Consider the following 14957-nt stretch of genomic DNA (forward strand, 5'->3'; position numbering starts at 1 on the left):
CGACTCTACCCCAACACGGCAACCGGCGTTAGGTATTGGTTTTTCAGTGCAAGTAGTCAGCATCAGCAGCCTCAAAGGCGGTGTCGGTAAGACATCCGTTACCACCGGACTGGCGTCTGCGGCGCTCGCCGCCGGCATCCCCACCCTCGTTGTGGATCTTGATCCGCATGCCGACGCCAGCACAGCCATGGGTGTCCAGCCTGACGGTCAGCTGGACATCGGCAGAATGCTCAAGAGTCCCAGGCGCGCCCGGCTGGGCGATAACGTCGTACCCAGCGGCTGGCTCAAGCGCACCTCCGCGAATGGTGCCCCGGCGCCTGTGCTGGACGTTGCCGTGGGTTCGGCGTACACCGGAATCTACGACCGCCCTGATCTGGGCCGCCGCGATCTGCGAAGGCTTTCGCATGTCCTGGCGACGGCGGATAATTACGAGCTTGTCCTGGTTGACTGCCCGCCGTCACTCAATGGCCTCACCCGGATGGCATGGTCCGCCAGCGACAAGGTAACCCTCGTGGCAGAACCCGGATTGTTCTCTGTCGCCGGGACCGAGCGCACCATGCGCGCCATCCAGCTCTTCCGGCAGGAATTTGCTCCCGGCCTTTCCCCCGCCGGCATTATCGCAAACAGGGTTCGCAGCGGATCGTCAGAACATGCGTTCCGCCTGGCCGAGATGCAGACCATGTTCGGCAAGCTCCTGCTGACCCCCCATATTCCGGAGCAGGCTAACTGGCAACAGATCCAGGGCGCGGCCCACGCAGTCCACCACTGGCCGGGCGACTCAGCCAAGAACTCATCAGCCCTCTACGACGCACTGCTGCAGAACCTTCTGTCCGCCGGGGACGACTCGCAGGGGCGGGCGAAACGTTAGGTACGACTCCAAGGACGGCCCGGCAAACGCTTCTGGGTAATGATGTTCTGATGTACGACGGCGAAGGCCGCCTTCCTGGTGGAAGGCGGCCTTTGTTGTTGTCTAAATAAAACCGGGCAGTTCAACTGCGCGCAATTTCGAGCCCGGCAGTTCAGCTGCCGGCGGGGTCAACTGATTTTCCGCGCGGCCCGGCGCTTGCTGAGTTCGTCGTCGGGAAAGGACTCCGTGGCATGTTCACTGGGCAGTGCCGCGAGGCTCCCTTCCACTTCGCGCCAGACACGGCCTACTGCGATACCAAATACGCCCTGGCCGCCCTGGACGAGATCAATGACTTCGTCGGCAGAAGTACATTCGTAAACGCTGGCGCCGTCGCTCATGAGGGTGATCTGCGCCAGGTCTTCGACGCCCCGCTCGCGCAGGTGTTCAACTGCAGTGCGTATCTGCTGCAGGGAGACGCCGGTATCTAAGAGTCGCTTGACCACCTTGAGAACCAGGATGTCACGGAAACCGTATAGACGCTGGGAGCCTGAACCGGCCGCACCCCGCACTGCCGGCTCAACCAGTCCTGTGCGTGCCCAGTAGTCCAGTTGACGGTAAGTTATCCCCGCTGCCTTGCACGCGGTAGGGCCGCGGTAGCCTGCATCTTCGTCAAGGACGGGCAGGTCCTCGGTGAAGAGGAGGCCCTGGGCACCGCTTGCGGGCAGGGCTACGCCAGCCGTCGAGGGCTGCTCCAGCTCGCCTGCTTCGCCTTTAGGACTCACGTGGACACTCCTTGTCATCTGCTCCCCTAAGGAAGTTGCAACACAGTGGCACGAACAAAAATCCATCCGTGTAATTCTGCCGCGGCTGCACATTCCAGTGTGACTTGCGCGGCTGCTGTATGCAATGGGAACTTGTATCTTCGACGTTAAGCCTGTGGAGGCGCGAGGTCAAAGATGTAGGGGTGTTTGGAAGGGCGTGTCGAAACTTTCAGGCTGAGCTTTAACCTTTGCCTGACCTCAGCCGTCGAAATCCTCAGGCTCCACGTCATCCAGGAACTCACGGAAGCGCCGCAATTCCCGCTCCTCGTCCACTGTAGGGCCCGGATCGGTCTCTTCACCGTCGTCATGCTCAGTGATCCGGACGCCAGCCTCCTCCATCACAGAGTCGGCGCACCAGATGCGGCATTTTGCCCTCAGAGCCAAGGCCAAAGCATCCGAGGCCCGGGAGCTGACAGTGCTGCCGTTCTCGAACTGGAGCTGGCCGTAGAAGATGTTGTCCTCAACCGCCACAATGTTGACGCTGACGATGCTGTGCCCGAGGGTCTCCACGACATCAATGAGGAGGTCGTGGGTCATGGGGCGTGGCGGAACCACGCCTTGCTGGGCCAGGGCTATGGCGCTGGCCTCCGGAGTTCCGATCCAGATAGGAACATGGCGTTCCCCGTGGATCTCCCGCAGGAGAACGAGTGGCTGATTCGAGGGAAGCTCAATCCTCACCCCGACGATCTCTACTTCTATCATCAGATGTCCATCCGGGAGATTCGGTCCTGAACAAGCGCCCGATGCAAGGACAGGCAGATGTCGCTGATCTCACGGGCCGCTTCGGCCGCGCGTGCCTGCGATGCAGCATCCTTGCGTGAGGTGAGGGTGGCAACGGCCCGCTCCACGAGTCCGAATTCACGTTCCGCGGCGGCCTGGAACGGGCGGAGGTGCCGTGGTTCCAGTCCATGGCTCTCCAGCTGGACGCAAGCCCGCGCTACCTGGAGGGCATGTTCATCGAAGGTGCCATTGGCGTGCGAAATGAGTCCGAAGCTCAGCAGTGACTGAAGGAGCGGAACACTCGCCCCCGACTCTGCCCGCAACTGTTCTTCGCTGAGGCGGCGAACGCGTGTCTGCAATTCAACTGCGAGGACATCCGAAACGATGCGGGGCGACACATTGACGCCCGGAGGCAGGTTCTCCGGGCGTTCCCCCCGGTCTATGGCGTCAAGATAATCCTTGATCACCTTTAGCGGCAGGTACTGGTCGCGCTGCAGGGCAAGTACGAACCGCAACCGTTCAACGTCGCCGTCTGAATACTGCCGATATCCCGCGGGAGTCCGCTGCGGATTGATGAGGCCCTTTTCCTCAAGAAACCTGATTTTCGACGCGGTCATATTGGGAAAGTCATCGCTCAGCTGCGCCAGCACTTCCCCAATATTCAGGACTTGCGGTCCCCGCCGTTCCGGCTGTGCCATGGCCACAGGCAACTACTCCGTAATCAGCCCTGGCCTGCGCGGGCAGGGCTCAGGTAGAACGTAAGACGGAATTTTCCAATCTGGACTTCGTCTCCGGACCTGAGCTCAAGGGCGTCGACCCGGTCATGGTTAATGTAGGTTCCGTTGAGGCTGCCCGTATCAACCACTTCGAAGCTGCGATCGGTACGGCGGAATTCCACATGCCGGCGAGAGACCGTGACGTCGTCGAGGAAGATGTCCGCATCAGGGTGGCGTCCCGCCGTAGTCACATCCGAGTCCAGCAGGAAACGCGCCCCCGCATTTGGACCGCTGTGCGCTACGAGCAGGGCAGAACCGTGAGGCAGTGCCTCGACGGCGGCCCGCTCCTCGCGGGACAACTGCGGAGCAATGGCTGGCTCATCCCGAACAGGCGTGAGATTGATGGAGGTGGTTTCCGACGACTTCGTCTCACCCTTACCGAAAATACCTCTGGCTCGGTGACGTTCATGGCCAACCATGGTTCCTCCTCATCCGTTGCAGCCGCCCCGCCTGCAAACAACCCGTCTCGTCCGGAAATGCCTGGCACATCCGATCTGCGGCGCGTCGTCCAGCCGTTGATTACTCAATCGAACATCCACATCGATCGCTCGAATCAGACGCTCATCAAAGTTCAACGGCCGGACGTCGCTGCCCAGTAATCTTTAGCCTACCTGTTGTTCGTACTCGGCTGCACTGAGTAGTGAGTCAACCGCGTCAGGTTCCGCCAGCTTCACCTCGATCAGCCAGCCGTCACCGTAAGGATCTGAATTGATCAGCGCCGAGTCCGTGTCCAGCGATTCGTTGCGGGCAACCACTTCGCCCGTGACCGGCGCATAGATGTCACTGACGCTCTTGGTCGATTCGACTTCACCCACGACGTCGTTTGCCTTGACCGTTGTTCCTACCTCGGGCATCTGCGCGTAGACGACGTCACCGAGTGCGTCCTGGGCGAAGTCCGTGATTCCCACGCGCACAACGCCGTCGGCATTGGGCGCCGAGACCCATTCGTGTTCTGCAGTGTAGGAGAGGTCTTCGGGGATGTTGCTCATCAGGGGGCCTTTCATCGGGTCAAACACCAATGTCAACGGAAGCCTGCTGAACAAGCCGCCGCTGAAAGTATAGGCACATCAATCCCTCCGAAGGCCGCTGATTTTGCCGCCTCCCTATGGCACAGTGGTGACATGCCAGAACTCCCCGAAGTGGCCGGGCTGACTGCCTTCCTGGGCTCCCAGCTTCGTGGTGCAGTCATGACACAGTTTCAGATTGTCTCCTTTGCTGTGCTCAAGACGGCCGATCCGCCTTACTCGGCTCTTGAGGGCCGGGACATTCAGGGAGTACAACGCCACGGAAAATTCATCAGCATAGATGCCGGCAACATCTTTCTGGTCTTCCACTTGGCGAAGGCGGGCTGGCTGCGGTACACGGAATCGCCCACTTCAACCCAGCTCCGTATGGGCAAAGGGCATATCGCCGCACGCTTTGCCCTGACGCGGGGACCGGAGGCGCACATCGGTATCGACCTGACTGAGGCAGGGACAAGGAAAAGTCTCGCCGTCTACGTTGTACGGGACCCCCTTCACGTCCCCGGTATCGCCACCCTCGGGCCCGATCCGCTGAACCCTTCCTTCGACTTCGAAACTTTTGCCGCGATATTGGCCTCGAACCCCCACCAGATCAAGGGAGTGCTCCGTAATCAGGGAACAATTGCGGGCATAGGAAACGCGTACAGTGACGAAATCCTGCACGCCTCCAGGATCTCACCCTTCGCCGTCGCCAAGTCCCTGGACCGGGCCACAGTCCAGGTGCTCTATGGCGCCATCCACACAGTGTTGGGAGCCGCTGTGGCGGAGGCCGTCGGCAAGGCTCCAAACGAGCTCAAGGACGCCAAACGAAGCACAATGCGGGTCCATGGCCGGGCAGGCCAGGCCTGCCCCGTATGCGGCGATACCGTCCGGGAGGTTTCTTTCGCGGATACAGCCCTGCAGTATTGCCCCACCTGCCAAACCAAAGGGAAAATTCTCGCGGACCGCCGGACTTCAAAGTTCCTGAAGTAAGCCGGGCGCGCCGTCGAAGTTCCTGACACACAGGGGAACTGGCGCCATCTCGCCGAAACAACAAAACCCCGCCGATCCGATGAAGGACCGACGGGGTTTTTGGTTGGTCGGGCTGACAGGATTTGAACCTGCGACCCCTTGACCCCCAGTCAAGTGCGCTACCAAGCTGCGCTACAGCCCGTCAGTTCTGCCGTTCTCCGCTTCGATGAGATCTGAGAATTTCATCTAAGCAGTCCGGCCGAACCACCTCCAAAAGCTTACACGATTCCGGAGGGTGCCTGTGACACCGAAGGGGCATCACAGGCCAGGTGTGTCCAAATTAACGCTTCTTGCCGCGCTTTTCGCGCACGCGCATGTTGACCTCGATGGGGGTTCCCTCGAAGCCGAAGGTTTCACGCAGGCGACGGGTGATGAAGCGGCGGTATCCCGGGTCCAGGAACCCGGTGGTGAACAGGACGAACTTCGGCGGACGGCTCGACGCCTGGGTGCCGAACAGGATGCGGGGCTGCTTGCCGCCGCGGACCGGGTGCGGGTGTGCCGCGACGAGCTCACCGAGGAAGGCATTGAGCCTGCCCGTAGGGATGCGCTTGTCCCAGCCCTCAAGGGCCACGTCAAGGGCAGGGACCAGCTTGTCCTTGTGCCAACCGGTCTTCGCTGAGATGTTTACGCGGGGTGCCCAGGCCACATGGGCGAGATCCTGGTCGATTTCACGCTCCAGGTACTTCCGGCGCTCATCATCCAGCAGGTCCCACTTGTTGAATGCCAGGACCAGTGCGCGGCCGGACTCGATGGCCAGCTGCAGGATGCGGACGTCCTGCTCACTGAGCACCTCATCCACTGCCAGGAGCACGACTGCCACCTCGGCCTTCTCGAGCGCCGCCTGGGTCCGCAGGGAGGCGTAAAAATCCGCACCCTGGGCCATGTGCTGCCGGCGGCGGATGCCCGCGGTGTCGACAAACCGCCAGGTTCGGCCGCCGAGCTCGATGAATTCGTCGACGGGGTCGCGGGTGGTACCGGCTGTGTTGTCCACCACTACCCGCTCCGAGCCGGCCAGCTTGTTGAGCAGCGAGGATTTGCCGACGTTTGGCCGCCCGATCAGAGCGACCCGGCGCGGGCCGCCGGACCGCTCAAGTCCCTCGATGGTGGAGAACTCCGGAAGGGTATCCATGACGTGGTCAAGAAGATCTGCCACACCGCGGCCGTGAAGCGCCGAAACAGGGTAGGGCTCGCCGAATCCCAGACCCCAGAGTGTTGACGAATCTGCTTCCTGTGCGAAGTCATCCACCTTGTTGGCCACCATAATGACCGGCTTCTTGCTCTTCCGGAGCATCTTCATAACGCCTTCATCGGTGGCTGTAGCACCGACCGCGGAATCGACCACGAAGAGCACGGCATCAGCCAGCTCTACTGCCATCTCTGCCTGCTCTGCAACCCGGGCGTGGATACCGCGGGCATCGTGCTCCCAGCCTCCGGTATCCACAATGGTGAAGTTGCGTCCGTTCCAGTGCGCCGAGTACATGACGCGGTCACGGGTGACTCCGGGCGTGTCCTCTACTACTGCCTCACGGCGACCAAGGATCCTGTTGACCAGCGTGGATTTGCCCACGTTCGGGCGGCCGATGATGGCCAGAACGGGGTCCAGCTTGACCGGTCCGTCAAAGTCCTCATCCGCGTAGAGACCGTCCAGAAGGGCTGCGTCTTCCTCATCAAGGTCATAGTCTTCCAGGCCGGCACGAAGGGAGGCCGCGCGGACATCCGCCTCGTCGTCGTCCAGGGCTGCAAGGTTCTCCGCCACCTGGTCCGTGCCGGTGGGCGTGTATTCGTCTTCGCCGGCGCCAAAATTGCCGGAGGTTTGAGTCGTATCGCTCATTGCACTTTCCTTAGTGGTGGTCTGCCGGCGTCCCGGCTACTGCTTCATAACGTTTTTGCGGGGAATCCGCGAGGGGCAGAGGCTGCCCGCTGACTTGAATTGCTTGCTGGATGTGCTGCGCCAACGCAGCACGGATCTCGATCCCCGCCCTGTCCATTGAAACACGCCCGGTCTCGCCGGGTTTGCGGGCGACCTGGAGGGGCTCACCGAAATGGACGTGAAGTTGTCTGCGCGGCCGGGGCAAGGCGTCGAGGTGCTCGCCCGTGATCCTGGTGCCGAGAATTGCAACCGGCACAACGGTTGCGCCGGAATTGAGCGCCAGCCAGGCCACACCATTATTGATCGAGGATGCTGCCCCACTCCCCCGGGTCCCTTCAGGAAGTATGCCTACGCACCGTCCGGCGTCGAGCATGTCCTTGCTGAGCTGAAGGGCTTGACGGTCGCCGGCGCGGTCAACCGGCAACTGGCCGGACGCGCGGAGAACCTGTCCGAGGAAGCCCGTGAACAACTCTTTTTTAACGAGGATGTGCATCGGCCGTGGTGCCGCCCCGAACATCAGCGGCCCGTCGAGGAAGCTGATGTGGTTGGCCGCGAAAATCACCGGGCCGGTGGACGGTACTTTGGTCCGGCCAAGGATCGAGGTGCGGTAAAGGACATGGGTCACGAACCAACCAACGGGACGGCTCCATGCCACGCTCAGACCGGCCCGAAGTCCGGGCTTAGTCACGGTTGAGTGCCTTGGTGACGATGGCGAGGGCGGCGTCAACGGTCCCGTCAAAGTCGAGGTCGGAAGAGTCAAGGGTCACAACACCGTCGGCCGCCTGGGTGAAGTTCACAACTGTGGAATCCTTGGCATCCCGATGCGTCACCTGGGCGGCAAGCTCCTGCTCGTTCTGGGAGCCGCCGAGCTGGATACCCCGCCTGCGGAGCCTGGCTTCTTCGCTTGCGGTCAGAAGCATCCGCACTTCGGCGCCCGGTGCCACAACAGTGGTGATGTCCCGGCCTTCCACAACGATGCGCCGGTGGTGCTGTTCGATGAGTTCACGCTGACGCCGGATCAGCTCGGTGCGGGCGCCAAGGGTGGTTGCAACAGCGCTGACAGCCGCGGAAATAGCCGGCTCCCGGATCTCCTGGCTCACGTCCGAGCCTCCGACCCTGACGTATTCCTCCAGCGGACTCGTGCTGATTTCCAAGGGCAATTCCTCGGCTGCCTGCTCCACGGCAGCCCGGTCCTCCAGGTCGATGCCCTGGTCAAGGCAGTACCAGGTAAGTGCCCGGTACATTGCGCCGGTATCCAAATAGGCAAGGCGGAGCCGGCGTGCCACTTCCCGGCTCACGCTTGACTTGCCCGAGCCTGACGGACCGTCGATAGCCACAACAAGGTCCCGGCCCTGCCGCAGGGTAGGCAATGTATCGATGAGTTCCTGTGTCATTACTGAAGTACCCGCCATCCGCGGTCGTTGAGCGCCTCGATCAGCAAATCATGCTTGTTTGGCAGAACGGATAATTCCACCATGCCAACATTCTGCCCTGAAGAGTGGTCCAGGCGCAGGTCCTCGAGGTTAACGCCGATCTCGCCGATCTCGGTGAGGAGGCGCGCGATTTGGCCTGGCCGGTCATCCACGAGGACCGTAAGCCATGAATATGCCTGCGGCGGGCCCCCATGTTTGCCGGGAATGCGGGACTGCCCTGCATTGCCCTCACTGATCAGCTGGGCAAGGTCCAGGCGCGCTCCGGGAGCAAGCGGGTCCTCTAACGTGCCGATGAGACGGTTAAGGTCTTCGCGGACTCCTTGAAGAATTTCCACGACCTTCTCCGCATTGGCACCAAGGATCTGAACCCACAGGGTGGGATCACTCGCTGCTATGCGGGTGGTGTCACGCAGACCGTTTCCGGCCAGCGAAAGGGCGTGGAGAGGAGTACCTTGCAGTCGGCTGGCCAGCAGAGACGACATCACTTGGGGCAGGTGGGAAACCAAAGCCACAGCTTCGTCGTGTTCGTCGGCGTCGAACTGGGAAACGATGGCCCCAAGATCCGTCGCCAGCGCGTGCGCCGTCAGGAGGGCATCGGGCAGAGTTTCCTCGCAAGGGCACAGGACCCAGGGCATGGAGGTGAAAAGTTCACCCCTTGCCGCAACCGGCCCGGCTTTCTCCCGCCCGGCCATGGGATGCGTGCCCACGTACCTGCCAAGGTCCGCGCCACGACGTCGCAGTTCCTGCTGGATCCCCGCCTTGACGCTGGCGATGTCGACGACGACGGCCCCGGAGTAGTCCCCCAGGGCACGCTCGACGACGTCGGCCGTTACATCGGGAGGAGCAGCCACCACCACCAGTTCGGGCTGCTCCGTTCCCATCCCGGACAGGGGAAGCCCTGCCCCGATGTCAACGGCAACTGCCTGGTTGGTAGGTGACGGATCCGAAAGGAAAACGGGGACGCCACGTCCGCGGAGGCCAAGACCGATGCTGGTCCCGAGCAGCCCGGTACCAATCACCACCACGGGGCCGTTCAGATGGCCGCGCCCGTGAGTACCGAATGCCGACATTCCTTAGAGCCCCACTGATGCCAGCAGGTGGCCGACTTCCTGCTTGCCCAGGTTCCGGATGCTGCCCTGTCGCTGGTCGCCCAGACCGATAGGACCGACCTTGACCCGGACAAGCCGGAGAACCGGGAAGCCCACGGCGTCGAAGAGCCGGCGGACGATCCGGTTCTTACCGGAGTGCAGCACTACTTCGATCAGAACGTGACCGGGTGTGGAATCCACCAGCTTAAAGGAGTCGACAGAAGCAATGCCGTCCTCAAGCTCAACGCCGGCCCGCAGTTGGGCGCCGACCCCTTGGGGGAAGGGACCCCGCACCTGCACGAGGTACGTCTTGGGCACTTCGTAGGAAGGGTGTGTCAGGCGGTTCGCCAGTTCGCCGTCATTAGTCAGCAGCAGCAGACCCTCGGTGGCCACGTCGAGACGGCCCACGTGGAACAGCCGTTCGCCATGGTTGTTGCGGACGAAGTCGCTGATGCACGGGCGACCGTCGGGATCCTCCATCGTGGAAACAACACCCTTGGGCTTGTTGAACACCATGTACACGAGGGACTCGTCGAGCTGGATGCGCAGGCCGTCCACATGGATGACCGCAGTTTTGGGATCAACGCGGACGCCGAGTTCGGTAACAACCTGGCCATCGACTTCCACGCGGCCCTCAGCGATCATCTCCTCGCACACGCGCCTGGAGGCCACACCGGCCTGAGCCATGACCTTCTGCAGCCTGATGCCGTCGGCATCGTGGAGTTCTGACTGAGGTACTTCGTTGCGCGGACCGCGCTTACGGGCAGGCTTCCGCACCGGCCCGAGGTTCTGGCCGAAGCGTTCGCTGCCGAAGGCGCGCGGGCCCCCGGAATTCTGTGCGCCCGTCCGCGGCTTCGGTTTCAACGCCCCGGGTGTGCCTGGAGTTTTTCCTGCGCCGGGCTTCCGTGCGGCAGGCTTCCTGGCCGATGGCTTCGCTCCGGTCTTCCAGTCGCCAGACTTGGCTGCGTCGGTTCCCCTGCCCCCCGGGGCGCTGCCCGTGGGCTGCTCATCGGGATCAATGAAGCGCTCCTCCCGGGGCTTGGGCTGCTTAAAGGGGCGGTCTCCGCCGCCCTTGGAGAAATCGCGCTGGCCAGCATTACGCTGAGCTCCAGTGCGTGGTCCTGCATTGCGTCCTGAACTGTTACGTCCTGAACTGCTACGTGGTGAACCCTGGCGTCCCGCCTGTGTCATGACCCGTCCTTCGTTAATGTGGCCGCACTGTGCATCTCTCTTCAACACACTAGCCAGCCGTGCAGAATAATTCTGCCCTTGTGGTTACTCTCGCGCAGGCCTCGGCGGCCTACATTCTTCCGGCATCATAAAACTCCTCTATGCCTTCAAGCCCCGGAAGATGGGGTGAAAGCTGGGGCAACTCAGCCACCGAGCCGATTCCCATGCGTTCAAGGAAATACGACGTTGTGCGGTACAGGATGGCCCCGGATTCGGGGTCGTTTCCTGACTCCTCAATCAGTCCGCGTTGGGTAAGGGTCCGCACGACGGAGTCAACATTAACCCCACGAATTGCAGACACCCTCGCCCGCGAAACGGGCTGGCGGTAAGCGATAACGGCGAGCGTCTCAAGCGCCGCCTGCGTCAGCCTGGCTGTCTGTCCTTCAAGCACAAAGCTGCCAACAAGATCGGCGAACTCTGCGCGGGAATAGATCCGCCAGCCTCCGGCGATACTCCGCAATTCAAAACCCCGGGGGCTGGTGCCGAAGCCAGCATCGCTGTCATCGTCCGTGTCCGGGGCTTTAACAGTATAGCCGTTATACTCACGCTGCAGTTCCACCAGGAGCTGTTCGACGACGTCGACGGTCAGGTTGAGTCCGGCGGCAAGCTCAGTGGGCGTGGCCGGCTGGTCGATAACCATCAGAACGGCTTCCAAAGCTGCGCGGGCGCCGCCCGGGAGTTTTGAGAGGTCGCCTCCTGTCTGCTCGGGTGCCGTAACCGGTTCACTCAAGGCTGTTCCTCATATTCTTCGCTCAGGTTCCCGCTGCTCCAGGAAGCAGTATCAGCGGTCCAATGAACTGTCAGGTCGCCCAGCGGCTGGAGCTGGTCGAATCCGACCGCTTTGTCCCGGTACAACTCAAGCAGCGCCAGGAAGCGGGCCACCACCACCAGGGTGGACTCGGCATCGGAAATCAGCGTCCTGAAAGACAAGGGCTTTCCTTGCTGCAACTTCAGCCCGATGATCTCTGCCTGTTCTTTGACGCTCACGGTGGAGCCGTGAAGGTGGCTAAGGCCCACGTGGGTTGCCGGGACATCTTTTGGCTTCAGTGCGGATTGGGCGAGGGCGGCGAACTGTTCGGGAGTATGCCGCCAGACGAGTTCAGGAAGCAATGCCGCAAAATGGCCCTCAAGTGCCACCTGCCGGGGGTAGCGGGCTGCTTCCAGCTCCAGGGTTGAATTGATGAGGCCAGCCACCTCTTTGAAGGCCTTGTACTGGAGGAGCCGGGCGAACAGAAGGTCCCTCGCCTCGAGCAGGGCAATATCCTCGTCGTCCTCGACTTCTCCGGCAGGAAGGAGCCGTGCTGCTTTGAGGTCAAGGAGTGTTGCGGCTATGACCAGGAATTCGCTGGCCTCATCCAGTGCCCATTCTTCGCCGAGTTTCTGCAGACCCCGGATGTATTTGATGAATTCATCGGTGACCGTTGCCAGCGCCACCTCCGTGATATCCAGCTGATGCTTCGAGATAAGGCCAAGGAGGAGGTCGAAAGGGCCCGTGAAATTCGCCAGACGCACTTCGAAGCCTGGCTTTTTAGCTACGCCCGTCGCCGCACCATCGACTGCAGTGGTCATTGCTGGTTAGGGTGCGCCACCGCGCGAGATCAGTTCTTTGGCGAGGTTCCGGTATGCATCAGCGCCTATGTGGTTAGCTGCGTAGCTGGTGATGGGTTCAGCGGCTACGGTTGCGTCGGCGAACTTGATGGAACGCTTGATGACGGTTTCGAAGACTTTGTCCCCGAAGGCCTCCACCAGCCGCGTGATGACCTCACGGCTGTGCAGGGTCCGGGCGTCGTACATTGTGGCCAGCACACCATCCACCTGGAGCCTGGGGTTCAGCCGGTCCTGCACCTTGTCGATCGTTTCCACCAGCAGGGCCACAGCGCGCAGCGCGAAGAACTCACAGATCAGCGGGATGATAACGCCATGGGCTGCAGTAAGGGCATTGACGGTCAGCAGGCCGAGAGAGGGCTGGCAGTCGATGAGAACGACGTCGTAGTCATCCTCAACGCTCTTCAGCGCCCGGTCCAGAACCTGTTCACGCGCGACTTCATTAACCAGCTGGACCTCGGCCGCGGAGAGGTCGATGTTCGCCGGGAGCAGATGAACGTTCTCCACACCTGTCTGGTGGATGGCATCGCGGATGTCCACCTTGCGGTCCATGAGCACGTTGTAGACGGTCAGGTCGAGCTCATGCGGGTTGACGCCGAGGCCCGCAGACAAGGCGCCCTGAGGATCGAAGTCCACGAGGAGGACGCGCCTGCCGTACTCGGCCAGAGCCGCGGCGAGATTGATGGTGGACGTGGTTTTACCCACGCCGCCCTTTTGGTTCACCATGGCTATCACACGCGCCGGCCCGTGGGATGTCAGCGGCGCGGGTTCCGGAAACTCACGGTGGGGGCGTCCTGTGGGACCCATGACCGCGTCGTCCAGATCGAGGTCCATGCCTTCCAGAGTTGCTGAACCGTGTTCGCTGCTCACGTATCTATCCACACTTTCGATGACGGTGATTATTGCCGGTGCATATTCCGGTGATTATTGCCGCTGATCTCCTGCCGCTGGCTTCCCAGCGCCGATCCTGCTTCTTCCCAAGGTTACAGCGCCACGCATGGTATTCAACGAACCTCGACACGCACCCTTGCCCGTGCCTTTACCTTCTGGTAAAGGTCGAGGGTTGCAGTCAGGAAAACGGAAACCGCCCGTACAGCGTCTGCTGTGCGGGCGGCTTCCGTGTGTGATGTTGAGGGTGTTGCCGGGGCTACTAGACTGTGGCCGGAACGGCCTGGCCCTTGGTTTCCTCGACCTCGTGGTGATGGGCGATCATGGTCGTCTCGTCGAACGGCTCGTCACCGGAGAGCACACGCTCGACCTGGCCGCCGTCGATTTCCTTTACCCAGGTTCCGATGAGGACCGTTGCCACGGCGTTGCCTGTGAAGTTGGTCAAGGCGCGGGCTTCTGACATAAAGCGGTCGATACCGACGATCATGCCGACGCCGCCCAGCAGTTCGGGCTTGTGTGCCTGCAACCCTGCTGCCAGGGTGGCCAGACCGGCACCGGTCACGCCGGCTGCGCCCTTGGAAGCGATGATCATGAAGATCAGCAGTGAGATCTGGGCTCCGAGGTCCAACGGCGTTCCCATAGCGTTGGCAACGAAGAGTGACGCCATGGTCAGGTAGATCGCGGTGCCGTCGAGGTTGAAGGAGTATCCCGTCGGAACGGTGACGCCAACAACCGGCTTGGAAATACCCAGGTGCTCCAACTTGGCGATCAGGCGGGGAAGCGCAGCTTCGGAGGAGGACGTTGAGAAGATCAGCAGGTATTCGCGGCCCAGGTACTTCATGAGCCGGAAGATGTTGACGCCTGCAACAGCCTGCAGCAGCCCGCCCAGGATGACAACGATAAAGAGTGCACAGGTGACGTAGAAGGCCGCCATCAGCGTAAACATGCTCACGATTGCCGCGAAGCCAGTAGCACCGACGACTGCAGCGATGGCGCCGAAAGCACCGACCGGAGCGAGCCACATGATCATGATGAGGATCCGGAACACAACCGCCTGGCCGTGGCCGATCGCCTTGAGGACGGGGGCACCCTGCGCACCCATCTTCTGCAGCGCGAAACCGACTAGGATGGCGGCAAAGAGAGTGGGCAGGACCGGAATGTCGCCCGGAATGATGCCCAGGAGGAAGGCGACAGTGCTGTCTACTTCAGCCTTCTTGTTGGGGTCGTAAGGCGCCAGCTTCAGGCCCTCACCCGGGTGGATCAGGTTGCCCACCACCAGGCCGATGCCCAGGGCGAAGGTCGACATGATGACGAAGTAGCCCAGAGCCAGTCCGCCGACCTTGCCGACAGTGGCGGCCTTTGCGATGGAGCCGATCCCCAGCACGATGGTGCAGAAGATAATGGGGGCGATCATCATCTTGATCAGCTTGATGAAGCCATCACCCAGCGGCTTGAGCGATTTTCCTACTTCGGGAAACAGCAAACCGACGAGTGCGCCCAGGATAACGGCGGCGATGACGGCAATGTAAAGGTAATGGGATTTGTCCAGCCCCTTGCGGGCGGCCTTGGCAGGCGCTGCTGACTCTCCTCTTTGAGAAGCCATGATGTGTCTCCTTATGGATAATCTGGAAGACGTTCGGCACAGT

Annotated in this window: 16 protein-coding genes and 1 tRNA gene; 2 read left to right on the forward strand and 15 right to left on the reverse strand. The window is 61.6% G+C overall.

The window, feature by feature from the left end:
* The first annotated feature begins 46 nt into the window (after window positions 1-46).
* Window positions 47-868, forward strand: coding sequence for a ParA family protein (locus RIN13_RS01890; protein WP_309105631.1), 822 nt, complete (start codon window positions 47-49; stop codon window positions 866-868).
* 167 nt (window positions 869-1035) lie between these two features.
* Here the strand turns inward: RIN13_RS01890 and RIN13_RS01895 are convergent, their stop codons facing one another.
* The 5 genes from RIN13_RS01895 to gcvH form a co-directional block, all read right to left on the reverse strand.
* Entirely contained in the window at window positions 1036-1629 is a 594-nt protein-coding gene (locus tag RIN13_RS01895; RefSeq protein ID WP_309105632.1) for a MerR family transcriptional regulator, read from the reverse strand.
* A 237-nt stretch (window positions 1630-1866) separates the two neighbouring features.
* Entirely contained in the window at window positions 1867-2370 is a 504-nt protein-coding gene (locus tag RIN13_RS01900; protein ID WP_247045150.1) for a bifunctional nuclease family protein, read from the reverse strand.
* On the reverse strand, window positions 2370-3086 hold the full coding sequence (locus tag RIN13_RS01905; protein ID WP_309105633.1) for a MerR family transcriptional regulator: 717 nt from the start codon (window positions 3084-3086) through the stop codon (window positions 2370-2372). The genes RIN13_RS01900 and RIN13_RS01905 overlap by 1 nt, the downstream gene beginning before the upstream one ends.
* A gap of 23 nt (window positions 3087-3109) precedes the next feature.
* The gene (locus tag RIN13_RS01910) at window positions 3110-3583 is read right to left on the reverse strand and encodes an FHA domain-containing protein (RefSeq protein WP_309105634.1); all 474 of its coding nucleotides are present in this window, start codon (window positions 3581-3583) and stop codon (window positions 3110-3112) included.
* A gap of 183 nt (window positions 3584-3766) precedes the next feature.
* Window positions 3767-4153, reverse strand: coding sequence for a glycine cleavage system protein GcvH (gcvH, locus tag RIN13_RS01915; RefSeq protein ID WP_309105635.1), 387 nt, complete (start codon window positions 4151-4153; stop codon window positions 3767-3769).
* A 132-nt stretch (window positions 4154-4285) separates the two neighbouring features.
* On the opposite strand from gcvH, the gene RIN13_RS01920 reads away from it, so the two are divergent.
* Window positions 4286-5158 (forward strand): DNA-formamidopyrimidine glycosylase family protein, encoded by an 873-nt coding sequence (locus RIN13_RS01920; RefSeq protein WP_309105636.1) that lies wholly within the window; start codon window positions 4286-4288, stop codon window positions 5156-5158.
* Between the two features lie 104 nt (window positions 5159-5262).
* Here the strand turns inward: RIN13_RS01920 and RIN13_RS01925 are convergent.
* The 10 genes from RIN13_RS01925 to RIN13_RS01970 form a co-directional block, all read right to left on the reverse strand.
* A tRNA-Pro gene (locus RIN13_RS01925) sits at window positions 5263-5339 on the reverse strand.
* A gap of 138 nt (window positions 5340-5477) precedes the next feature.
* A complete protein-coding gene (gene der / locus RIN13_RS01930; RefSeq protein ID WP_309105637.1) occupies window positions 5478-7028 on the reverse strand; it encodes a ribosome biogenesis GTPase Der in 1551 nt (516 codons plus the stop codon).
* Window positions 7029-7038: 10 nt separating this feature from the next.
* The gene (locus RIN13_RS01935) at window positions 7039-7755 is read right to left on the reverse strand and encodes a lysophospholipid acyltransferase family protein (protein WP_309105638.1); all 717 of its coding nucleotides are present in this window, start codon (window positions 7753-7755) and stop codon (window positions 7039-7041) included.
* Complete coding sequence (gene cmk, locus RIN13_RS01940; protein ID WP_309105639.1) at window positions 7748-8461, reverse strand: (d)CMP kinase; 714 nt, start codon at window positions 8459-8461, stop codon at window positions 7748-7750. Before cmk ends, RIN13_RS01935 begins: the two co-directional genes overlap by 8 nt.
* Window positions 8461-9570 carry a prephenate dehydrogenase gene (locus RIN13_RS01945; protein ID WP_309105640.1) on the reverse strand — a complete coding sequence of 370 codons (1110 nt, stop codon included), beginning with the start codon at window positions 9568-9570 and terminating at the stop codon, window positions 8461-8463. Before RIN13_RS01945 ends, cmk begins: the two co-directional genes overlap by 1 nt.
* A gap of 3 nt (window positions 9571-9573) precedes the next feature.
* Window positions 9574-10779, reverse strand: coding sequence for a pseudouridine synthase (locus tag RIN13_RS01950; RefSeq protein WP_309105641.1), 1206 nt, complete (start codon window positions 10777-10779; stop codon window positions 9574-9576).
* A 109-nt stretch (window positions 10780-10888) separates the two neighbouring features.
* Window positions 10889-11458 carry an SMC-Scp complex subunit ScpB gene (locus tag RIN13_RS01955; protein WP_375164641.1) on the reverse strand — a complete coding sequence of 190 codons (570 nt, stop codon included), beginning with the start codon at window positions 11456-11458 and terminating at the stop codon, window positions 10889-10891.
* Between the two features lie 86 nt (window positions 11459-11544).
* On the reverse strand, window positions 11545-12387 hold the full coding sequence (locus RIN13_RS01960) for a ScpA family protein (RefSeq protein ID WP_309105643.1): 843 nt from the start codon (window positions 12385-12387) through the stop codon (window positions 11545-11547).
* 6 nt (window positions 12388-12393) lie between these two features.
* Window positions 12394-13293, reverse strand: a complete 900-nt coding sequence (locus RIN13_RS01965; RefSeq protein WP_309105644.1) for an AAA family ATPase — start codon at window positions 13291-13293, stop codon at window positions 12394-12396.
* A 280-nt stretch (window positions 13294-13573) separates the two neighbouring features.
* Entirely contained in the window at window positions 13574-14914 is a 1341-nt protein-coding gene (locus tag RIN13_RS01970; protein ID WP_309105645.1) for a cation:dicarboxylate symporter family transporter, read from the reverse strand.
* Between the last annotated feature and the right edge of the window lie 43 nt (window positions 14915-14957).

The organism is Arthrobacter sp., from assembly GCF_031179985.1.
Taxonomy (GTDB): Bacteria; Actinomycetota; Actinomycetes; order Actinomycetales; family Micrococcaceae; genus Arthrobacter.